The 20,790-nt window shown below is 54.6% G+C and carries 18 protein-coding genes; 7 read left to right on the forward strand and 11 right to left on the reverse strand.

Annotated features, from left to right (window positions below):
- The first annotated feature begins 187 nt into the window (after positions 1–187).
- A complete protein-coding gene (locus tag EYY67_RS06180; RefSeq protein WP_095925722.1) occupies positions 188–523 on the forward strand; it encodes a hypothetical protein in 336 nt (111 codons plus the stop codon).
- Between the two features lie 58 nt (positions 524–581).
- Here EYY67_RS06180 and EYY67_RS06185 read toward each other — a convergent pair whose 3' ends face one another.
- From EYY67_RS06185 to EYY67_RS06200, 4 genes are all read right to left on the reverse strand, one after another.
- Entirely contained in the window at positions 582–1,886 is a 1,305-nt protein-coding gene (locus EYY67_RS06185; protein ID WP_131693081.1) for a PQQ-dependent sugar dehydrogenase, read from the reverse strand.
- An 11-nt stretch (positions 1,887–1,897) separates the two neighbouring features.
- On the reverse strand, positions 1,898–2,323 hold the full coding sequence (locus tag EYY67_RS06190; RefSeq protein ID WP_095925724.1) for a DUF2231 domain-containing protein: 426 nt from the start codon (positions 2,321–2,323) through the stop codon (positions 1,898–1,900).
- Between the two features lie 128 nt (positions 2,324–2,451).
- Positions 2,452–3,843: a M24 family metallopeptidase gene (locus EYY67_RS06195; RefSeq protein ID WP_131693082.1), complete on the reverse strand. Its 1,392-nt coding sequence runs from the start codon at positions 3,841–3,843 to the stop codon at positions 2,452–2,454.
- A gap of 48 nt (positions 3,844–3,891) precedes the next feature.
- Positions 3,892–4,551, reverse strand: a complete 660-nt coding sequence (locus EYY67_RS06200) for a winged helix-turn-helix transcriptional regulator (protein ID WP_131693083.1) — start codon at positions 4,549–4,551, stop codon at positions 3,892–3,894.
- A 380-nt stretch (positions 4,552–4,931) separates the two neighbouring features.
- On the opposite strand from EYY67_RS06200, the gene EYY67_RS06205 reads away from it, so the two are divergent.
- The 5 genes from EYY67_RS06205 (at position 4,932) to EYY67_RS06225 (ending at position 10,644) form a co-directional block, all read left to right on the forward strand.
- Positions 4,932–5,459, forward strand: a complete 528-nt coding sequence (locus tag EYY67_RS06205; RefSeq protein WP_095925727.1) for a fimbrial protein — start codon at positions 4,932–4,934, stop codon at positions 5,457–5,459.
- A gap of 83 nt (positions 5,460–5,542) precedes the next feature.
- Complete coding sequence (locus tag EYY67_RS06210; protein WP_131693084.1) at positions 5,543–6,220, forward strand: fimbrial biogenesis chaperone; 678 nt, start codon at positions 5,543–5,545, stop codon at positions 6,218–6,220.
- Between the two features lie 57 nt (positions 6,221–6,277).
- On the forward strand, positions 6,278–8,872 hold the full coding sequence (locus tag EYY67_RS06215) for a fimbria/pilus outer membrane usher protein (protein WP_131693085.1): 2,595 nt from the start codon (positions 6,278–6,280) through the stop codon (positions 8,870–8,872).
- 4 nt (positions 8,873–8,876) lie between these two features.
- Entirely contained in the window at positions 8,877–9,896 is a 1,020-nt protein-coding gene (locus tag EYY67_RS06220) for a fimbrial protein (protein ID WP_341352839.1), read from the forward strand.
- Positions 9,897–10,011: 115 nt separating this feature from the next.
- Positions 10,012–10,644, forward strand: a complete 633-nt coding sequence (locus EYY67_RS06225) for a winged helix-turn-helix transcriptional regulator (protein WP_095925731.1) — start codon at positions 10,012–10,014, stop codon at positions 10,642–10,644.
- A 53-nt stretch (positions 10,645–10,697) separates the two neighbouring features.
- Here the strand turns inward: EYY67_RS06225 and EYY67_RS06230 are convergent, their stop codons facing one another.
- The gene (locus tag EYY67_RS06230; RefSeq protein WP_095925732.1) at positions 10,698–11,063 is read right to left on the reverse strand and encodes a YebG family protein; all 366 of its coding nucleotides are present in this window, start codon (positions 11,061–11,063) and stop codon (positions 10,698–10,700) included.
- Between the two features lie 159 nt (positions 11,064–11,222).
- Between EYY67_RS06230 and EYY67_RS06235 the strand changes: the two genes are divergently transcribed.
- Positions 11,223–11,687 (forward strand): GNAT family N-acetyltransferase, encoded by a 465-nt coding sequence (locus tag EYY67_RS06235; protein ID WP_131693086.1) that lies wholly within the window; start codon positions 11,223–11,225, stop codon positions 11,685–11,687.
- 149 nt (positions 11,688–11,836) lie between these two features.
- Here the strand turns inward: EYY67_RS06235 and treF are convergent, their stop codons facing one another.
- The 6 genes from treF to EYY67_RS06270 form a co-directional block, all read right to left on the reverse strand.
- Positions 11,837–13,468: an alpha,alpha-trehalase TreF gene (gene treF, locus EYY67_RS06245; protein WP_131693115.1), complete on the reverse strand. Its 1,632-nt coding sequence runs from the start codon at positions 13,466–13,468 to the stop codon at positions 11,837–11,839.
- A gap of 67 nt (positions 13,469–13,535) precedes the next feature.
- A complete protein-coding gene (gene otsA, locus EYY67_RS06250; protein ID WP_095925734.1) occupies positions 13,536–14,960 on the reverse strand; it encodes an alpha,alpha-trehalose-phosphate synthase in 1,425 nt (474 codons plus the stop codon).
- Entirely contained in the window at positions 14,957–15,739 is a 783-nt protein-coding gene (gene otsB, locus EYY67_RS06255) for a trehalose-phosphatase (protein WP_119824333.1), read from the reverse strand. The genes otsA and otsB overlap by 4 nt, the downstream gene beginning before the upstream one ends.
- A gap of 205 nt (positions 15,740–15,944) precedes the next feature.
- Positions 15,945–16,625, reverse strand: a complete 681-nt coding sequence (locus EYY67_RS06260) for an oligogalacturonate-specific porin KdgM family protein (protein ID WP_095925736.1) — start codon at positions 16,623–16,625, stop codon at positions 15,945–15,947.
- A 77-nt stretch (positions 16,626–16,702) separates the two neighbouring features.
- Complete coding sequence (locus EYY67_RS06265) at positions 16,703–18,769, reverse strand: right-handed parallel beta-helix repeat-containing protein (RefSeq protein WP_131693087.1); 2,067 nt, start codon at positions 18,767–18,769, stop codon at positions 16,703–16,705.
- 87 nt (positions 18,770–18,856) lie between these two features.
- The gene (locus EYY67_RS06270) at positions 18,857–20,422 is read right to left on the reverse strand and encodes an MFS transporter (RefSeq protein ID WP_095925738.1); all 1,566 of its coding nucleotides are present in this window, start codon (positions 20,420–20,422) and stop codon (positions 18,857–18,859) included.
- Between the last annotated feature and the right edge of the window lie 368 nt (positions 20,423–20,790).

Genomic DNA, 20,790 nt, shown 5'->3' on the forward strand with positions numbered 1-20,790 from the left:
ATTAACATTAACCCTGTCGCGAGAAGGTTCAGATTTATTACGTAACAAATTATTAATTTAAGGTTTTCTGAAGAATAGAATGAATTTCCCGGTTTCCCGGAGCAAGTTTCAGACCATTCTGTCCCACTGCCTGCGCTCATCAGTCTGATGTCTTCTACCCTTGAAGTGTTCAACATAAGGAGACGCTATGAGACGAATCATGCTGGCCCTCACCGTGCTTATCGCGGGCACAGCTGCGGCCGAAGACACCACGGCGCAACACACTCCCGCCACCTATATCAATATTCTGTGCAGTTCCGCGCTGAATAAACCTGACGGTTCGGTGGATTATTTCCGTAATCAGATCAAGGATGTGTCGACACAATCGCAGTCGCCGTCAGCGATAAACAGAACGGAATTCGATGAGGATGAAACGGATAAGGTGATTGAAACCTGGACGTCGCTCAGCAAGGCTGAACGCGAAAAAGTGACGACGCAGCAGCAATGTCAGGACACGCTGACTAAACGCTATCAGGCCGGGTAACGATGCGGTGACTGATTAATGAATGCGGGCTTCCCTGCCCGCATTCCTGAGCAGGATTTTATTGCGCCTTACTGACGCGCCAGATCGTGTTTCCGGCGTCATCGGCGATCAGCACGCCCCCCTGTTTATCCATCGCCAGCCCGACCGGCAGGCCACGGACCTGTTTCTGATCATCCGTCAGGAAGCCGGTAACGACAGGCTGCGGCAGTCCCACCGGTTTGCCGTTTTCGAATTTCACCCACATCACCTGATACCCGTTCAGCGGTTTACGGTTCCAGCTGCCGTGTTCACTGATGAAGGCACCGTCGCGGTATTGCGGCATGTCATCGCCGGTATAGAACAGCAACCCGAGCGGCGCGACGTGCGAACTGATGGCGTAATCGGGTTTGATGGCTTTTTGCACCAGATCCGGACGCGGGGGTTTAACGCGTTCATCCACATGCTGACCGTAATAGCTGTAAGGCCAGCCGTAGAAACCATGTTCCTGCACCGAGGTCATGTAATCCGGCACCAGATCTGAGCCGATTTCATCGCGCTCATTCACCACCGCCCACAATTTCCCGCTCTGCGGCTCCCATTGCAGACCGGTCGGATTGCGCAGCCCGCTGGCATAAATCCGGCTGGCACCGGTGGCGGCATCGACTTCCAGCACTGCGGCGCGGTGGTCTTCCGCCCCGATGCCGTTTTCGGTGATGTTACTGTTGGAGCCGACGCCGACATACAGCTTGCTGCCGTCCGGGCTGGCCAGCAGGGATTTGGTCCAGTGATGATTGATCGGCCCGCCCGGCAACGCGGTCACCACTTCTCCCGGCGCAGTGATCTGCGTTTCGCCGGTCTGGTACGGGTATTTAATCAGGCTGTCCGCACTGGCGACCCACAGCGTATTGCCGGTCAGCTGCATGCCGAATGGCGAGTTCACGCTGGCGATAAACGGGTGTTTCTCCCATTTGCCGCCGACATTGCGCAGCAGCGTGATGCTGTTGCCACCCTCACCGCCTTTACCGGACGATTTCTGCACCAGCCCCATGATTAACTCTTTCGGCCGGAAGATCGGTTTTTTCGCCGGACCGTTGGATTCCGCCACCAGCACGTCGTTATTGGGCAGCACATAGACCTGACGCGGGTGTTTCAGGCCATCGGCGATTTTCTCGATCTTCAGCCCTTCCGCCACTTTCGGCATTTCGCCGGTTTTCCATGGCACACCTTCCGGCACTTTCATCGGCGGCATCAGGAAGTTTTGTGCTTTCGGCAGCTCAGGGTTTGCGCCGGTTTGTTTCTTCGGATCGATTTGTGAACTGTCATCGCAACTGCTCAGCAGCGCGGCGAGCGTCAGGGCGAGCAATGCCCGTTGGTGATTTTTCATCGCATGTCTCCTTATGCTGTGCGGTCGCGTAACGCGAGCTGAACGTTGGCCAGCAGCAGAAGCACCACCGTCAGCGTCGACAGAATGACGCCCGCAGGCACCACGGCGTAAGCATCGCGGCTGTGGATGAAGGCATTAAAGATGGCCAGCACGATGGCGACAAGATTCAGCCAGAAGTGCAGTCTGACAGGCGGGTTGTGGCGGTAGCGGCTGCCGGCCCAGACCTGAAACAGATTGATCAGGCGGGGAATGATGGCGATGATCAGCCCCAGCACAATCAGCCAGCTGGCGGCATCCGTCCACATATTGATAAAGGTTTTCATATAGAGAATGTCGAAGATCCAGGCCGCGACAAAAAAACCAACAGGAATGGGATTTAACAGTTCGTACAGCGCCACTGCAGCTCCCCGGCGCTCTGAAATCGGGTGCGTTTGCATGTCCGTCTCCTTTACTTATCCACGGTTACCGCGCAGGAAAAGCACGGCAACCCACAGGCGTACCTGTAATAGATTAGTAAACATGATGAATTGTGACGGAGTAATTGCGGGATTTTTGTATCTGAGGGTTATTGCTTCACCAGCGCCCGTGCCTTATCCAGCAGGAAAGGCCGCAGATAACCGACGGTGTTTGACAGCAAAATCACGTCGTCGGAAAGGCGAAGGTTCAGCACATTTGTCAGGTATTTCTTACGTGTCAGCATGCGCTGCCAGACCTCCGGGAAGCGGGTTGCCAGCTCCCGGCGCAGCGTGCTGTCCGCCAGTGCCACCGTATCCTCAATACTGCTGCCGCCATAACCGGCGACCGACGGAATAATGTCGATCTGGAAAAGCATGCCGCTTTCCAGCGGAATGGACGAACCGTCATAAACCGGTGAACACAGCCATTCTTCATCGGCCACCAGATGGCCGGGATTGAGATGCCAGTGGAAATCACGTTGAGGCAGCGTCTCTTCGACCTGCCGGTAAAGCTCCCCGCCGGTCATGCCGATCCGCAGCGTCTCCAGCCAGGTCACCACGGTGTGGTAATACGGCATCGCGACCCGCGCCAGCCAGTCCGAGACGGCTGGCGGTAACGCCGCTTCATTCGCCACGACATAGGCCGAACGGCTGGTCAGTCCGCCTTTGTAGCCGACGGTCAGGGAAAATTTATCCCCCTCGCGTATGATTTTATCGGAAGGATAAAGCGTCGCATGGGCAAAACGGTCACCGGTGGCGGCAATCATCACCACTGTGTTTTGCTGCCCGTCTCCTGCCAGCAACTGGCCGATCTGTTTTTCAGTTTTCCCCGGTTCAACGGCATCCAGCGCCGTCAAGACGCGGGTGGAGGCCAGATTCGCGCCGTACTCGTAAAACGCCACTTCATTGGCGTTGTTAATCCGCCGTGTGCCGCTTTCAGGGGAAATAAACAGGCCGGTGGCGTTAACGACCGCGTCATGTCCGGCGGCGGTGCGGACGGCGTCCAGCACAAACGCGGGCACATCGAAGGTGAATTTATCCGTGGCCGGATCGCAGCGGAAGAGTTTCCAGCCCGCGATGCCCGTCTGTTGCGCAGGCGCTATTCCGGCGCTTTTCAGCAATTCGTGCAAAGGCTGATGAGATTGCATCGGCTGGTTTGGCAGGGAAAATACCGGCGCATGCAGACATTTGCCGGGGTTGCGGGCATGCGGCACAAGTTTCAGGTTTTCGTTGCCCATGATGTAGGTCAGTTCGCCCGTGGCACGCACCACCAGTAAGGCTTCTTCAAAACGCGGGATAAATCCGGCGAGGTATTCAAAATTGCCACCGTGTTCCTTATCGGCATAAATCACCAGATGGTCCAGACTCAGGCGTTTCATGGCGGCAAGCACCTGCTGTAAACGTAAACGCAGGGTGTCATCTGACAACACCGGCGACGCAACCTGATGCCAGACGGCCGGAGCCGGGAGGGTTTGCAGCGAATACGGAAGTTCTGGTTTCATGGCCTTTCCTTTTGCATGACAGAGAAAAGCCGATTATGCCCCGTTCGCTCAGTACCTTGAAGGAATATGATTAATCGCTTTTAGAATGCCCTTTTCCATCGTGATATATCCGCCGGTTTTCAGTTGCGCCAGAATTTTCATAATACTGCTGCGTGATAAAAACGTCCGGTTCATGACATAAGACACCGTGCTGATACTCTCTCTTATTTCTTCCGTCTCATACATCAGTTCATAAAGCTGATAACAGATTATCTCGTAGGAAGATAATGCCGAAATTTTTGCACAATGGTCATAAACCCGCGTGGAGGTGAAAATTAAAAGATGCGCCAGACTTTTCCATAACTTTTCCCGCTCAATGATTTTATTGGCTTTTTCAAGGGGAAGATAACTGACCTCGGAGGATTCATGGATGCGGATAAATAAATAATCCGGTTCAGTGAGTTGCGTGCTCAACCCAAATACATAAGGGGCGGATTCCGAGTTTAACACCATGCCGTCAATTTTACGGTAAAGCAAAACGGTGCCTTTGTGTAATAAGAAGCAATGTCGTTCACCGCCTGACGTGTAGTTAAGTAACTGGCCGTCTTTTGTTTCTAATTTGTTAGAAAACGGATTCAGGTTTTTCATCAGTATATCGATATCACCGATCGGTTTTTTATCTCTCACGTTACAGTTGTCTGTAAAGAAAGGCTTTTTCCCGTCATGCATTCTGTTGCTCTCCACGAAATAATGTTACCGGCCGGCGCTGGATGACCGGTAATTTCTGCGTGGATTATGCGAATTACAGAAAGGTTATAAAGTTGTTTGTCGGTGTAAAATTACACTCATAATTCCCTTGAATCAGTAAGCCTGTTTATATCAGAATTGTCGTAAGCAATAAACGCCACGAAAATTGATCCCGGTCGTGATTTTATGAAAAGAGAGATTCTTAATATCCTGATTCATATTTTACGCTGCGATTTACGGCCTCCTGTTGCCCATCAGAACGTCATTTACTCATGGACATTCCGGTCGCGTGAAATCGTTATTCATCAATAACGAATATTCATTACGCCCGGCGTCGGAATAGTTTTACTCAAGGAATTGTTATGAAAAAGAATCTTATTGCTGCTGCTGTTGCTATGACCGCTGTGTTTTCTGCTTCTTCCGTTTTAGCAGCAGGTGGACAGGTTAATTTTACGGGTGAAATCATTGATGCGGGTTGTGACATCGTGAACACGCCTTCCAATCCGCTGAACGTTAATATGGGCAGTGTGGCGAAAACCGAATTTACCGGCGCAGGCTCTACCGCTGCGGCGACGAAATTCGTGCTGCAACTGAAAAACTGTCCGGCGACAGTCAGCACCGCGTCCGTCAAATTTGATGGCACCAATGTTCAGGGTAATACCGGTGTACTGGCACTGACGCCACAATCTGGCGTCGCCACCGGCGTAGGCATTCAGATTTCTGATGCGTCTGATAACGTGCTGCCGCTGTTCACAGATTCTCAGGCTTATGCACTGACCACCGCGCAAGATAACAACCTGGAGTTCGTCGCACGCTACATCGCCACGTCTTCTACCGTTAATGCCGGTCCGGCCAACGCGGCGGCCAACTTCTCGGTCACCTACAACTAATTTCCGCTTTCCCGACGGGTAAAGCCTGTTAATCCGGCTGGCAATGTCTTTGCCAGCCTTCTTTCTGTTTTCGGAGTTAACCAATGAACATGATCCCTGCCACCTTGCTGGCGGCATTACTGCTGTCTGCTGTCTCCGCACAGGCCGGTGTGGTCGTGGGCGGTACACGCCTGATTTATGACGGCAATAAAAAGGAGTCTTCACTGAGCGTCAGCAATCCGGACACACAGCCTTATCTGGTCCAGAGCTGGACGGAGACGGTCAGCGGCGGCGCTGAGAAAGCCCCCTTTGTGATCACGCCGCCGCTGTTCCGTTTAGGTAACGGCCAGACCAATGTGCTGCGCGTGGTGCGGGCCGGTGGAAATCTGCCCGCAGATAAAGAATCGCTGTTCTGGCTGAACATCAAAGCCATTCCTTCAGCGGAAAAAGATCACAGCCAGAACACCCTGCAGATTGCGGTCAAAACGCGCATCAAGCTGATTTACCGTCCGCAAGGGCTGAACGGCGTGCCGGAAGATCTGACCGACCAGTTGCGCTGGCAGCGCAGCGGCAATCTGTTGCAGGTGAGCAACCCGACACCTTTCTACATGAATTTTATGGAAATCCGCCTTGGCGGACAGGCGCTGAAAGAGGTGACGTATGTCGCGCCGGGAACCACCGCCAGTTTTGCCCTGCCAGCAGGCGCGGGCGGTAATACCGTGAGCTGGAAAATTATCAGTGATTACGGCGCTATCGGCGTGGCACACAGCAAAGCGTTGTAAGTCAAACGGCGTGGGATACCCCACTGGGCAAATGTTGAAAACAGGGATGTGGAAATCATGAAGAGCCAAAATAAACGGAGTCTGTGCCAGCCATGTCGGCGTTTCAGCCGTCTGGCCTGTTTCATCGCCGGGCAACTGACGCTGCTCGGCAGCTCATCATTACCTGCTTATGCCAGTGATTATTTCAATCCGGCGTTGCTGGAAAGAGACAATCCCGGTCAGGGAACCACGGATCTGACGGTGTTCGAACAAGACACCGGCCAGTTGCCGGGGGTGTACCGCGTGGATATTTATCTTAATAACCAGCAGCAGGACACCCGCGACGTGACGTTTTCCATGCGTAAAGATGCTCAGGGTCAGGAAAGCCTGCAGCCCTGCCTGAGTGTCGCGCAACTCAGTGAGATGGGCGTCAAAACCGATCTGTATCCGGCGCTGGGCGAACACAGCGCGCAATGCGCCGATCTGCGTGCCATCCCGCAGGCCAGTGCCGAATTTCGTTTCAGCGCACAGCAACTTCTTCTCAGCGTGCCGCAGATTGCCATCGCGCAAAAAGCCCGGGGATATGTGGCGGAAAGTCAGTGGGACAACGGTATTCCGGCGTTTTTACTCAACTACAACCTGAGCGGTGCTGCCAGCAGCGGGCGGGGAAATCACGCCACTGACGGGCAGTCGCAATACGCCAACCTGCGTCCCGGCATCAACGCTGGTCCGTGGCGTTTGCGTAATTACACCACCTGGAACCGCGACAGCAGCGGTCAGGATAAGTGGGACACGGTATATACCTACGCATCGCGCAGCATTATTGCGCTCAAAAGCCAGATGGTGCTGGGCGACAGCACCTCGCCCGCCGATGTGTTTGACAGCGTGCCGTTTCGCGGCGCGCAACTGGCTTCCGACGATGACATGGTGCCTGACAGCCTGAAAGGCTATGCGCCGGTGGTTCGCGGTATCGCGCGCACCAACGCTCAGGTGATTATCCGCCAGAACGGCTATGTCATCGATCAGCGATATGTGGCACCGGGCGCGTTTGAAATCACCGACATGTTCCCGACGGGCGGCTCCGGCGATTTGATCGTCACCATCAAAGAAGCCGATGGCAGCGAGCAGATTTTTGCCGTGCCTTTTGCCTCGCTCCCCGTTCTGCAACGTGAAGGACGGCTGAAATACAGCCTGACCGGCGGCCAGTACCGCGCTTATGACAACAGCGTCGAGCGTTCGTCCTTTATGCAGGGCACGGTGATTTATGGTTTACCGCAGGGGTTCACGGCGTACGGCGGCGGGCAATATGCCGGTCACTATCAGTCACTCGCGCTCGGGCTGGGGAAAAATCTGGGGGATCTGGGCGCCCTTTCCGCAGACGCCACCGTCGCGCGTTCGGCCCTGCAAAACACCTCACAGGAAACCGGACAGTCATGGCGGGTGCGCTACAGCAAAAACATCGTGCAGACCGGCACCAACTTTGCGATCGCCGGTTACCGCTATTCGACTGACGGCTATTACAGCCTGCAGGAAACGCTCGACACCTGGCGTGAGACACCGCTGACGGTACAGACAGAACGCCGCCGCAACCGCAGCGAGATGACCCTGAGTCAGAACTTGTGGGAAGACGGGGGATCCGTGTCCCTGAGCTGGGTCAGTCAGGATTACTGGAACAGCAGCCGCACACTGCGCTCTGTCGGCATCGGCTATAACAATGGCTGGCACGGTATCAGCTACGGGCTGAGCTACAGCTACAACATCAATTCCACGTCAGGCGACAGCGGCAACAGCGGATATCACGCCAGCAACGGGCGGATCTACAACAAAGATCAGGTCTTCGGATTCAACCTCAGCGTGCCGCTCGGCGGTGTCACGGGCAATACCTACGCCACTTATAACGTCAATACCAGCCAGCAGGGCAACACCTCACACAGTGCGGGCCTGAGCGGGACGGCACTGGCGGATAACAATCTCAGCTGGTCCGTACAGGAAGGCTACGGCACCGGCGGGACCGGCAACAGCGGCAATATGAACGCCGATTATCGCGGCACCTACGGCGAAGTCAGTGCCGGTTACGGCTATGACCAGAACAGCAAACGGCTGAATTACGGTTTGCAGGGCGGCATTGTGGCTCATCAGCAGGGGGTTACCTTCGGTCAGCCGATGGGCGAAACCGTCGCACTGGTCGAAGCGCCGGGCGCTAAAGGCGTGGGTATCAGTAATCAGACCGGGGTGAAAACCGACTGGCGCGGTTACGCCATCCTGCCTTACACCACGCCTTACCGGCAAAATCAGGTGCAGCTGAACACCGAAACGCTGCCGGAAGACGTCGAACTGACGCTCACCAGTCAGAACGTGGTGCCGACCCGTGGCGCGGTGGTCAGGGCCAGTTTCGACACACACGTCGGCCAGCGTGTGCTGATGACGTTACTGCGCGCAGGCGGCGCGCCGGTACCTTTCGGTGCGACGGTGGACGATCCGGCGCAGGCCAGCGTGCAGGGCTTTATCGTCGGCGATGGCGGTCAGGTGTACCTGACCGGACTGGCAGACAGCGGCCTGCTGAATGTGCAGTGGGGCAAAAATGCGGGTGAACATTGTCAGGTCAGATTTAGCCTGACAAAACCAACGACCGGCAGCGCGGGCGTTCAGATGCTGAACGTGCCTTGTCAGTGAGGGAATGATGAAGATAACGAAATGGATGAAAAGGATCCTGTTGCTGGCGGGTCTGGTGTCGGGGCTGTGTTTTCTCTCGCCTGCGGCGCAGGCGGCTAACTCGGGTTGCACCAGTTCCCCCGATATTCCGGGGAAGGCGACGTTAAGCGCCGTGGCCGTGGATGCCACATTGCCGGTCGGCTCCGTGATCCCCGGCACCGAAAGGGCATTCAGTTTTGCAGGTAACTGCGCCGCCATCAGCGGCGTGCCGCAAGGGGCGGTGATCATCACCTGTTACTATGGTTCAGGGACTGAAGTTGCCGGGATGCCGGGTGTGTATAACACCGGCGTCAGCGGGATCGGCATCGCGCTGGTGAACGGTGCCGGGCAACGGGTGGCTGGCGGAGGTGCCGGATGTGACACGCGAAATACCCCGCTGGGGTATATCTCCAATACGCCTGCGAAAACCTTTTCCATCAACATGACGCTGGAATTAGTTAAAACCTCGGCCACGGTGGGTTCCGGCTCGCTCCTGCGCGCACAGACTATCTTTGGGATTGGTATGTACAACACCGGCTACGGTCTGGGGAGTAATGCGGACAGTTCGGTGTCTTACTCAGGGAACATCATTTATAAAAGCGTCGCCTGCACGACCGGCATCACGGTGCCCGTGCGGCTCGGGCGGATCCCCGCTTCTGACTTTCGGGGCGTCGGTTCAACCTCAGCACAAACCCTGTTCACCGTGCCGGTCACCTGCGATACCCCGGTTAACGTCAGCATGTCGATGTCATCGCCGGTGTATGCGTCTAAGCCCGCCGGGGTTATCGGTTTAACCCCGGCGGCCGGTAATGCGGGGGGCGTGGGGATCCAGATGTTGTACAACAATTTGCCGGTGGTATTTGACAGCTATTTCCCGGTCGGTGCGATCGCCAGCGCAGGCGCGACGCTGAATGTGCCATTCACGGCCCGTTATTATCAGTCAGCGGCCACCGTCACGCCGGGTATCGCCAATGCTACCGCGACGTTCACGCTGGCCTATCAGTAAAGAAAACTCACATTTTTACCTGCAGGGAAGCCGGGTTTCTTTGCGTATAGTGGCAGGGAATTATGCTAAATTTAAAGCAATTCCCTGCCATTATCTTCTGCACAGGTACATGAATATGTCTGCTGAGAATGCCCCGGGCAATGCCCTCGATCAGGCCACCGCCGAGCTTTTCGAGAAACTCAGCCCCTGTGTTCAATTCAAACCTGTTCCTCCCGGCTCACGTTTTTATCTTCATGAAAACGGGGAGGTCTATTGTTATTTCATCCGCAAAGGCTGGTTCAAGATATTCCATAACCCTGAGCCGGTACTGATCGGCACCCTCTCCGTTCCGGGCATTATCGGTCTGGGTGGCGCGGTGCCGCCGGGATCGCGCATGTTTATTCAGGCACAGGACGAATCAGAAATTGCGGTTGCCACCGTAAAAGAAATGCGCGAAGTGATTGAGCGGCTGGATTTGTGGGAACTGATGACGCGGCATCTGATGAGGATGAGTCAGAAACTGTATGTCAAAAGCAGTCTGCTGATGGCCCCGACCTCTTATGAAATTCTCCGGCACCAGCTTCTGGAACTGATCAGTGAACCGCCGGAAATTCGCGAAAACATTCCTGCTGCTCAATATATTCAGCTCAAGACGCAACTTTCCCGCAGCACGATCATGAAAGTGCTGTCGCAACTGAAACAGGGGGGATATGTGACGCTGGATAACGGCATTCTGAAAGAAGTGATCCGCCTGCCGCTGAAGTACTGAACGGGCAATACGGTGAGGAAGAAAGCGCGCGGTGAAGCGCGCTGTGCTGACCGTTACGCGGCTTTGACGGCGCGCACTTTTTTGGCCGGTGCCGCTTCTTCAGCCACAACGTCTTCAGAAGCCACGTTTTCTGCTTCCTCAGCCGCCGGGGTTTCTGCAACAGGAGGTTGTACTGTGTCGGTTTCCGGCAGTTTGCTGGTGCGCAGGATGTGCTGAACCGCGTCTTTCTGCTCGGCAAGGTGAAGCGCAATGTTTTCGGCCAGCGCTTCATCCATTTCAAGATTGCTTTGTAACAGCCATTCCGTGAAAGCATCTGCCATGTCGAGCATTTTGTCGTAAGCGTCCGCTTCTTTCTTATTGGCAAATGTCATTTTCTCTTCACCTTTTCTGACGACAACAAATTTTGTTTCAACAGCCATGATTCGCTCCTTATACTGTAATTATATACAGCATACCAATAATCAGTGCAGGATACATCATCCTGACTGTTTTTTATAGTCCGGTGCAGGCGTGAATTTCTCACAGATAACCGCTAAGGTAGAAAACAGCCTGTTTTATAACATTATTGTGAGGATCCCGTGACAAACCTGAAAGATGTATGCAACTGGACCAAAGACCGCTATCTGATCACCACGGACATTGAGAAACTGGATATTCCGGCGGTTCACGCCTATCTGACCCGCTCCACCTGGGCGCCGGGCATTGACGAGCAAACGGTGCGTGCAGGTGCCGAAAACAGTCTGAACTTCGGCTTGTTCGACGGCGGAAAACAGATCGGTTACGCCCGCTTTATCACCGATTATGCCACCTTCGCGTACCTGTGCGATGTGTATGTGCTGGAAGATTATCAGGGGAAAAATCTGGGGGCGTGGCTGATAGAGTGCGTACAGTCGCATCCGGTGACGGCAAAACTGCGGCGCATGGCGCTGTTCACTTCGACCGCGCCGTGGCTTTACGAGAAGTTTGGCTACACGCCGGTGAATGAACCCAACTATACGTGGGCCATCACCCGGCCGGGTATTTATTTGAAGAAAGAAGTGTAAAGCATACGCCGGAATAATAAGGTAAGGCTCCTTTCGGAGCCTTATTCTTTATCCGGCAGCGATGTGCCGCAGGAATGATCAAGGGTACACAGCCAGCGCCCGTCCGGTTCATGACGGAAAACATAAGGGCATTAAAAAGAGTCCCTTAATTAATCGTAATTCTCGCCATACAGCCCGATCAGCCGCCGGACGACGCCGTTGGTCCAGCCGAAGCCGTCCTGAAGCGGATATTCCCCGCCGCCCCCTTCCCGCGGTGCGCCGCCGGAAATATGGTATTTCTCGATCAGTTTGTGGTGCTGCTGATAGAACTGATTCACGGTTTTCAGCCAGCTGCGTGCGATGAGATCGCCCAGCGCATCGTTGCCGTATTGTTTAAAGCCCTGGATCGCCATCCATTGCAGCGGTGCCCAGCCGTTAGGTTTATCCCACTGCTCGCCGGTTTCATACTCGGTCGCCATGATACCGCCCGGTGTGAGTAAGCGGCTGCGAATGGCTTCTGCCAGCCGTTCCGCCTGATAATGGCTGGCGAGTCCGACGTAAAGCGGTACGACGCTGGCCGCAGAAAACAGCGCCATTTTCTGACGATGCCAGTCGTAATCGCGGAAGCACCCTTCGCTGTCGTCCCACAGATACCGGTTGATGGCTTCACGGCGGGTTTCCGCTTTGCGGCGAAACTGCGCCTCGACGCCCCTGTCGCCTTTCAGCCCGGAAATATTGGCGATGGCGCTTTCCAGTTTGTAGAGGAAAGCATTCAGATCGACCGGGATAAATTGCGTGGTGCGGATACTGGCGAGGCGATGGCCGTCGCGCAGCCAGCGTGAGGAGTAATCCCAGCCGGATTCCGCACCGGCACGCAAATCACGGTAAACCTCGTTGGCCGGACGGCTGGACAGTTTCGCGGTTTCGACATCTTCCCGCCAGGATTCATCGCGGGGCGTATCCCTGTCATCCCAGTAACGGTTGAGCAGCGTGCCATCCGGCAGACAAACCGCGTGACGGTAAGCCTGATTGGGGGAAAGCGATTCTGCGCCGTCCATCCAGAATTCATATTCCATTTTCAGGTGATCGAGATAGCGCCTCGCCCCGCGTACGCCATCTTCCTCGAACAGCTCCACCATCAGCGCAAACACCGGTGGCTGCGAGCGGCTGAGATAATAGGTGCGGTTACCGTTAGGGATGTGGCCGTACATCTCGATAATCCAGGCGAAATTATCCGCCATGGTGCGCAGCAGATCGTTGCGGCCACTTTCAGCCAGCCCGAGCATTGAGAAATAGGAATCCCAGTAATAGGTCTCGCTGAAACGCCCGCCCGGCACGACATACGCCTGTGGCAGGGGCATCAGGGATGACCAGGGCACATGATCTTCCGGCTGGCGCGTCAGCACCGGCCAGAGTTTGTCGATGTGTTCTTTCAGCGAATCGCCGGGATCAGACACATATTCGTCGCCGTGATGTTCCGGCAACCAGAAATGGGCGTCGACAAAACGTTTCAGGTTAAAGCCGGGATGGTTTTTTATCCGGCGGTAACGCAACAGGATATCCAGCGGATCCATCTTCGGCGGGCAGTCGGGAAAGGTTTTACTGTCCTCAAACAGCCCGGAAGACTGGACACTGGTAAACAGTTCCATATAACGGTCAGCAGGTGTGAGAGCATCGGAAGGCGGCAGCCCTTCGATCATCTCCGGTTCCGGTTCCGCATCCATCATGCGGTCCAGGATCAGTTCAATCGGCTCGTGTTCGCACAAACGAAACTCTTCGCCGTTAAACTTATCGTTTTCCATCCCGGCGTTTTCGTTCGTCTGGTAGTTTGCATTTTGCATATGCTGCAAGCCTCATGCTTAGAAAATGTTACGCGCCGGTGCTGTGTTTCCCGCCTGACTGCGGCGTTTCACCGTGCGGCGAAATGGCGTAAAGATCCCGCAAATACGTTTCTCCCCAGTGCGCGATATCATTTTTGCGCAGCACCGACATCATGTCGTTATACCGTTCAAGTCGTTCTTCCAGTGGCATGGTCAGGGCTTTATCCAGCGCCGCCGCCACGTCATCACGGTCGTAAGGATTAACAATCAGCGCAGAGGTCAGTTCATTGGCCGCACCGGCAAATTGCGACAGCACCAGTACGCCCGGATCTTTCGGATCCTGCGCGGCGACATATTCTTTTGCCACCAGATTCATGCCATCACGCAGGGGCGTTACCAGTCCGACATCGGTCAGCCGGAACAGTTTCATCAACAGGCTGCGCTGGAAATGCTGATTCAGGTAAAACAGCGGCGTCTGGTTAAAGCTGCCGTATTTGCCGTTAATCCGCCCCACTTCGGTTTCCAGCTGATGACGCAGTTCCTGATAGGCCTGCACATCGCCGCGTGACGTGGGTGCAATTTGAGAATAGCGCACCTTGCCACGGTGCTGCGGGAATTTCTCAAGCAACGCCTCAAAGGCCAGAAAACGCTCCGGCAGCCCTTTGGTGTAATCCAGACGTTCACAGGAAATGATGTTCTGGGCTTCGCGCAGTTCGCGTTCCATGGCCGCCATTTTCGGTGGCAGCGGCCCTTCGGCCATTTCCTTGATGCTGTCCGGCGCAATACTGATCGGATAGACGCCGGTGGCAAAGGTGCTGCCGAAAGCCTGATGCTGATTTTCGCCGCAGTCTTCAATGTCGGTCAGTGCTTTCAGGTTATCCAGAAACGCCAGGCGGTCGCCCTCGGTCTGGAAGCCCAGCAAATCGTATTCGCACATCATTTTGAGCAGTTCATCGTGCGTGGGAACGGCGTTGAAAATTTCCGGCGTCGGGAACGGAATATGCAGGAAGAAACCGATGCGGTTTTTCACGCCCAGTTTGCGCAGCGCGGCAGCAAACGGCAGTAAATGGTAATCGTGGATCCACAGGGTATCGTCGGGTTTGATCAGCGGTTGCAATCTTTTCGCCAGCATATCATTGACCCGGCAATAGCCTTCCCAGGCTTCACGCTGGAAATCCACCAGATCGATACGGTAATGAAGCGCTGGCCAAAGTACGGCGTTGGAGAACTGACAGTAATAGAGATCGTAATCGTTCTGATTGAGCGGCACGGACGCATAGGTGATGCCGTCATCTTCCATCAGGCTGAGATCATCCTCATCTTCGCCGGAAAACTCGCTGATTTCCCCGTTCCAGCCAAACCAGACACCTGACGTGTTTTTCAACGCATCCAAAATCCCTACAGCCAGCCCGCCCGCCGATTTCGACCCGTCAGGAATGGCAATCCGGTTAGACACAACAACCAGGCGACTCATAATGTTGACTCCTTGTTCAAAGTGATAATGTGACGTTGTAACGCTTCGATCCACTGGTAAACATCGCTGACGCGGTTAACGCGGTAACGGGCCAGGGTTTCTCCTTCACCGACCTTCACGGAAATACCGTTCATGGCGTTGACCACTTCAAAGCCTTTTTCGTCGGTCAGGTCATCGCCGATAAACACCGGCAGACGACCGGCAAAAGGCGGCTGTTGCATAAAGCTGTAAATCGCTGCGCCTTTGTCCTTGCCGCGGGGTTTAATCTCAATAACGCATTTACCGGGCTGAAGCACCAGTTCCGGATAGTTCGCCACCACGGATTCCGCCAGCGCCAGCACTTTTTGCTGATGCAACATCGCCTGACGGTAATGCAGCGCAAAGGCCATGCCTTTGGTTTCCAGCAAGGTGCCCGGCAGTTCAGCCATGCCCTGTTCCAGCTGGTGCTGCACCCGGGCTTCGACATCGGCCGGTAAGGTGACGCGATGCAGTTTACCCGCACCGTCGCGCATCTCCGCACCGTGTACGCCCGCCGCAGGCAGAACCAGCGGTGCCGCCAGTTGATCAAGCTGCTCCACGGGACGGCCTGAAATCAGCGCCAGTGCGCCGGATGAGGCGGCAAAAAGGGTTTTCAGGTGATCGCGAACCTCTGCGGGAATAGTGACCGCATCCGGTTCATCACGGATTTCTGCCAGAGTGCCGTCGACATCGAAGAAGAAGGCGTAGTTGTCGCCAGTAATGGCGGTAATGGGGGGAGTGGTTGAAAGCGTTTCCTTCATCGTTGTAGCCAAAGTAATTCTCCTGTTTGTGGGGGACTTCACAATAAAATACTGCAGACCCTCTTTACACCATCGAATAAATACTAGCTTAAATAAAGGACTTAGCAGGAATATCAGATTATTCCAAAAACCAAAACACGCCGGTCAGCGTGAACTGAACGGCGTGAAACGTCATGATGTTACTCATTACCACACGGCGTGCGGATCAGAAATTATACTGGATCCCCAGACGGAAACGGGTCTGTCTTTCATCCGTGGTTTTGCGCACGGAAACATTACCGACCTGAACATAAGGCGTCCATTGTTTATTAATATTATAAGCCACTTTCAGATCCTGTTCGTAATCCCATTTATCATTGTCATACAGGATCTGATCGCTGTGTTTATAAATATAGTTATATTCGAAACGCCAGTCGGCAAGACGATAACCCAGCCAGATTTCACCGCGATTGGTTTTACGGTCTTCGGTATTTTCTTTGGTATAACGGGTATATTCATAGCGGTAACGTGCATTGAAATATATCCCGCTGTCAAAAGTATATCCGGCGGTTAAAAACGGCTTGTAAATACTGCTGTCAGAACTGGATTCCAGCGTAAAGCCCGGCTGCACAAACACCTTTGGCGTTATTTTATACTGATAGCTGACGGTGCTTTCAGTGCCATTATCTACCAGATTATTAAAGGGTTTATTCGGGTTGTCACCGCCGGATTTCCATTTAGCTTCCAGCGAGAAACCAAAGCCGTTGGCAAAACGGTGCGACACCATCGCCCTGTCTTTATGTTGTTTACTGTCATCCAGCCATTCATGGCGAAGGTCAATCGTCACGGCCTGGCTGCCGGCGCTGGCCAGCAGTAAGCCGCAGATCATCAGTCTGCTCTTTTTCATTATGTATAATCCCAGAGATATTGATTAATATTTTTATTTAATAGAGAAACGTCCTGTTTCAGGTTGCGCTGAATAAATTATTTCGCGCTATGGGTACTGTTACTGCCGGTATAAAAATGATTACTCTTATCTACATTGCCGGTAACGGCGTCATCATATTTGCCGGGCACGGTGCGCACGGAAATATTGTTCTTAAATATGCCCTGTTTATCTGCCGTGGTGTAAGGCGAAGGCCGGAACAGGAAATTGAACCGTTTATTGTCCACCGCCCGGTTGCCTTCCACGATCAGCGCACCCGGATTAAAGTTATCGGTAAAGCCGTCCATGCCATTTTCCTCTGCCACGCTGTTAAGCACTTTATGCGCGACCGGCAATCCTTCACCGCCCAGTTTGAAACCGTTGCTGCCGTTGTGTACTGAACGGCTGTTTTCAATGGTGACGCTGCCGTTCGGGCCGTCCTCAATCTTGTTGAACAGGTCAAAACCGTCGTCGATATTGTCGTGGGAATAACAGTTCACCAGCTGGTTACCCTCACCCACGCGCATTTTCACCGCGAAACCGTCCGCGTTTTTGCGTCCCGGATCCTGATTGCCCCAGGATTCTGAGTTACTGATCAGGTTTCGGCTGGCCCATAACGCGCGCCCGATGCCGTCCGGCGACGCCACCCAGATGCCGGTATCGTCGGCATGATGTGCCTTCACCTGATCAAGATGGTTATCGCTTCCGGCGATATGGAAACTCTTTTGCGTGACGGTAATGCCCTGCACATCCCAGTAACTGGCCTGCAGTTTCAGGCCGTTAAACACCACATTGTTGCCCTGCGGACGCAGCGTTTTGCGCTGTGGCGCGGTGCCGCTGGCGGTCGCCGGGATCACGGACGCCGGATATTCGCCGTCTGCCAGCCACAGGGTGCCGCCCGGTGCCAGCAGATTGACTGCACTGGCGAAATCCAGCGGATGTGCCTGCGAACCGTCATTATCCGCCGCGCCGCCGGGTGACACATACAGCACATCAGGATTGCTTACCAGCGCCATGCTGACCGGGAATGTCTGCGTCAGCGGTGTGCCGTTTTCCGGCGTAAACGTGATGTTCATTGTGGTGGCAGGCTGTTCGGCATGGAACGGCACGGCGATCACGTCACCGCCCTTCACGGCTTTCTCACGCAATAACGCCTTGCCGCCCTGTTCGATAGTTACCTTACCGTCGCCATTGGTGCGCAGTTGGAAAACGCTGTCACGGCGGGTGATCACCGGGGATGACATGATCTCAATGCGGGGTTTAAGTGACGGCGTCACGTAAGGCGCGGACGGCAATGTATGCGCTTCGCTGAGCGTCAGCTTTGCGTGATGCACGGTGATGCGGGCATTGCGTGAGGCGAAGAAGCCGACGTAATAGCCGGTCTTGTCGAGCTGCGTCACGCGATCAGCGCCCGCTGCCGACTGGCTGACCCACTGATCGCTGCCCTGCGGCGCATAGGCGACGTCAAAACCGCTGTCGGTGCGGGTCATTTTCAGCAGGAAACGGGTCGGCGTGGTCAGCGGATGATAGCTTTCACGCACGATGCTGATCCCGGTATTCCCCCAGGGTTGCTGCACGCCCTGACGGGCAATCAGCGCCACGACTGGCGGTGTGTCCCCGATGGCCATCACGCTGTTCATCACCATGTTCGAGGCGGCGGGTAATTCCTCAATCCCCGGTTTGGTCACCGGTTCACGCGGGTTGCCCAGAATATCGCGCACCAGCAAGCCGGCACCTTCCTGCCCTGCCGGTTTCGCGCCGTTTTCCGGCCCGAACTGATTGAGCGTGATATCCGCTTCAAGCTGGAAATTCACATCAGCCGGTAAGCGGGTATAAAAATAGGTCAGGCCGTCGTGGCTGTTGCCCACTTTGCCGCCACGGCTTTCCAGCGTAAACGGCGTGGTCAGCAGAGTGCCTGCCGCCGCAACGGGTTTACCCTCCGCCAGCAGCGTTTCGTTCATGCCGGTTTTCTCCGGCAGGACGTTGGTGGCGAAGTTGACGTCGGTCGACTGACCGAACGTGATGCTGTGCCACACCAGTTTGCCGGTATCAGGCAATGCAGCGGCAACGCTTTGTGCGCTGATCCCGAGGGACAACGCGACAAAAAACAGTTTTTGTTCCCACATGTTCGTTCTCATCCTAAAAACGTAGCTGGTCGCTGGCCGGTTTCCCGGCCAGTCGGTGATATGAAAAATAACGGAGAAGATCAGGTATTACGGTTGCTGCGTGGTACTGACCATGGGTTTAGGTTCGTCAACTTCCACGGCAGGGGTATCGAAGATTTTGCGGCACACCACGCTGTTACCCCAGCATTGTTCATACGGGTAACCAATCAGTTCTTCCATGACCGCGCGGACCTCGGGTTGCACCTGGCTGATCTGGCCGCCTGCTTTAATGCGCGCCACTTCGCCGAGGACCACTAAGTGCGTTTTACGGTTCAGTTTCATCTGGTTACTGAAGACAATCGCCATCAGCGCCAGCGCGATAACCCCGATGCAGAACACCAGCGCAATGGCGGTAACGGCACTTTCGGGCTGAGTGTGCGATTTGGACTGGAAGCCGTAGAAACTCAGGATAGCGCCCATCACGAAGACGATCACCGAACGCATCAGCTTACCGGAGAAGGTCATGGCCCCGGCGTAAATCCCCTCGCGGCGGCGGCCGGTGAAGGCTTCATCGATATCCGCCAGGAAGGTGTACACCGTCCACGGAATGTAATACACCCCGCCGGTACCGATACCGAACACGACGGTGATGGTCAGCATGGCGACGGTGGCGTATTGCTGCGGCAGATGCAGGAAATGCAGCAGGCTGTAGCAAAGCACAGAGAAAATCACGATGCCGAGCGCCAGGATGTAAGGCTTGCTGAAACCGTGCTTCACACAGATGCCGATAAAGATGGCGGTTGAGAACAGTTGCAGGATGGAGTTCAGACTGCTCAGCCCGGCAACCATGCTCGGGTCATATTGCAGCACGAAAATGATGAAATAGGTGAAGACCGACGCAAACAGCCATTCCGCCCCGAAGCCGCACAGATACATGCCCAGGTGCTTGCGGAACACCTTCAGATGGAAGGTCGATTTCATGTCGCGCACCAGCGTCAGCATGGTTTTGCCGAGACTCATTTTCTTCTCATCGGCTGGCGTGGTTTCTTCTACCGGACGCTCCCACGACGAGAGGTACAACATGCCGATGGCGATAAACAGGATCACGCCGTAAGTCAGTGCGGTGAAGAAGAACGGCTGCGCCGAGTCTTTGCCGTAAATAAGGATGAACTGGCCGGGAATGAACGCCGCTAGGAAGTTCGCCACTTTACCGAAAATGGCTTTATAGCCGGTCAGCTTGGAACGCGCGGAGAAGTCGGTGGTCATTTCTGTCGCCAGCGTCTCGTACGGCACCATGACGGAGGTGTAGATCAGCTCGAACAGCACGTAGGTGGACAGGTAATACCAGAAACCGAAGCCCTCTACCCATAACAGCGGGTAGAACATCATCAGCGGTACGCCGAGCAGGATGAAGAAGCGGCGACGCCCGAAGCGTTTACCGAGGCGTGTTTTGCCGAAATTATCCGAGAGATAGCCCATCAGCGGGTTACTGATGGCATCAATGATACTGGCCACTGAGAAGATCGCCGACGCCTGTAACAGCGTCAGGCCGCAAAAGGTGGTGTAGAAATACAGCAGCCAGATCCCGGCGATCGCCAGTGCCCCGCTGCCCAACAGGTTCCCACCGCCGTAAGCCAGCTGATGTTTAAATAAAATAGGTTTTTCTGCGTTCATGAGTTTCCGCCCAGAGAGATTTTTATAAAATGAACCGATGTTTCGTTTTTATAGAGATAGCGTTTTATATAGGCGGGATGAATGAATTGATGTGAATAGCATCACATTTAAAACAGCGCGGGGGTTTTGAGCAGCGATTTTGCGATACGTGTAACATTCCTCGCCATCATTTATCCACATTTGGCGAAAACGTTCGGATTGCATTAGTTTTAAATCGAATGATTACCTGTCTATTGCTTTACTAAACCGACACTTAACCTGCACGAGAATTTTACATCCTCTTCGGAATTTTCAGTGAAGGTCATGCATAAAGAAGGAATAAACGAAGGGAAAGGCCAGTCCCTGGCCCTGTTGCCTGCTACAGCGGG

The organism is Rahnella victoriana (assembly GCF_004330295.1).
In the GTDB taxonomy this organism is placed as follows: Bacteria; Pseudomonadota; Gammaproteobacteria; order Enterobacterales; family Enterobacteriaceae; genus Rahnella; species Rahnella victoriana.

What these genes read in the sequence shown, in the direction of transcription:
- EYY67_RS06180 (WP_095925722.1), top strand. Translation starts at nt 188, where the DNA reads ATGAGACGAATCATGCTGGCCCTCACCGTGCTTATCGCGGGCACAGCT.
- EYY67_RS06185 (WP_131693081.1), bottom strand. Translation starts at nt 1,886, where the DNA reads ATGAAAAATCACCAACGGGCATTGCTCGCCCTGACGCTCGCCGCGCTG.
- EYY67_RS06190 (WP_095925724.1), bottom strand. Translation starts at nt 2,323, where the DNA reads ATGCAAACGCACCCGATTTCAGAGCGCCGGGGAGCTGCAGTGGCGCTG.
- EYY67_RS06195 (WP_131693082.1), bottom strand. Translation starts at nt 3,843, where the DNA reads ATGAAACCAGAACTTCCGTATTCGCTGCAAACCCTCCCGGCTCCGGCC.
- EYY67_RS06200 (WP_131693083.1), bottom strand. Translation starts at nt 4,551, where the DNA reads ATGCATGACGGGAAAAAGCCTTTCTTTACAGACAACTGTAACGTGAGA.
- EYY67_RS06205 (WP_095925727.1), top strand. Translation starts at nt 4,932, where the DNA reads ATGAAAAAGAATCTTATTGCTGCTGCTGTTGCTATGACCGCTGTGTTT.
- EYY67_RS06210 (WP_131693084.1), top strand. Translation starts at nt 5,543, where the DNA reads ATGAACATGATCCCTGCCACCTTGCTGGCGGCATTACTGCTGTCTGCT.
- EYY67_RS06215 (WP_131693085.1), top strand. Translation starts at nt 6,278, where the DNA reads ATGAAGAGCCAAAATAAACGGAGTCTGTGCCAGCCATGTCGGCGTTTC.
- EYY67_RS06220 (WP_341352839.1), top strand. Translation starts at nt 8,877, where the DNA reads ATGATGAAGATAACGAAATGGATGAAAAGGATCCTGTTGCTGGCGGGT.
- EYY67_RS06225 (WP_095925731.1), top strand. Translation starts at nt 10,012, where the DNA reads ATGTCTGCTGAGAATGCCCCGGGCAATGCCCTCGATCAGGCCACCGCC.
- EYY67_RS06230 (WP_095925732.1), bottom strand. Translation starts at nt 11,063, where the DNA reads ATGGCTGTTGAAACAAAATTTGTTGTCGTCAGAAAAGGTGAAGAGAAA.
- treF (WP_131693115.1), bottom strand. Translation starts at nt 13,468, where the DNA reads ATGGAAAACGATAAGTTTAACGGCGAAGAGTTTCGTTTGTGCGAACAC.
- otsA (WP_095925734.1), bottom strand. Translation starts at nt 14,960, where the DNA reads ATGAGTCGCCTGGTTGTTGTGTCTAACCGGATTGCCATTCCTGACGGG.
- otsB (WP_119824333.1), bottom strand. Translation starts at nt 15,739, where the DNA reads ATGAAGGAAACGCTTTCAACCACTCCCCCCATTACCGCCATTACTGGC.
- EYY67_RS06260 (WP_095925736.1), bottom strand. Translation starts at nt 16,625, where the DNA reads ATGAAAAAGAGCAGACTGATGATCTGCGGCTTACTGCTGGCCAGCGCC.
- EYY67_RS06265 (WP_131693087.1), bottom strand. Translation starts at nt 18,769, where the DNA reads ATGTGGGAACAAAAACTGTTTTTTGTCGCGTTGTCCCTCGGGATCAGC.
- EYY67_RS06270 (WP_095925738.1), bottom strand. Translation starts at nt 20,422, where the DNA reads ATGAACGCAGAAAAACCTATTTTATTTAAACATCAGCTGGCTTACGGC.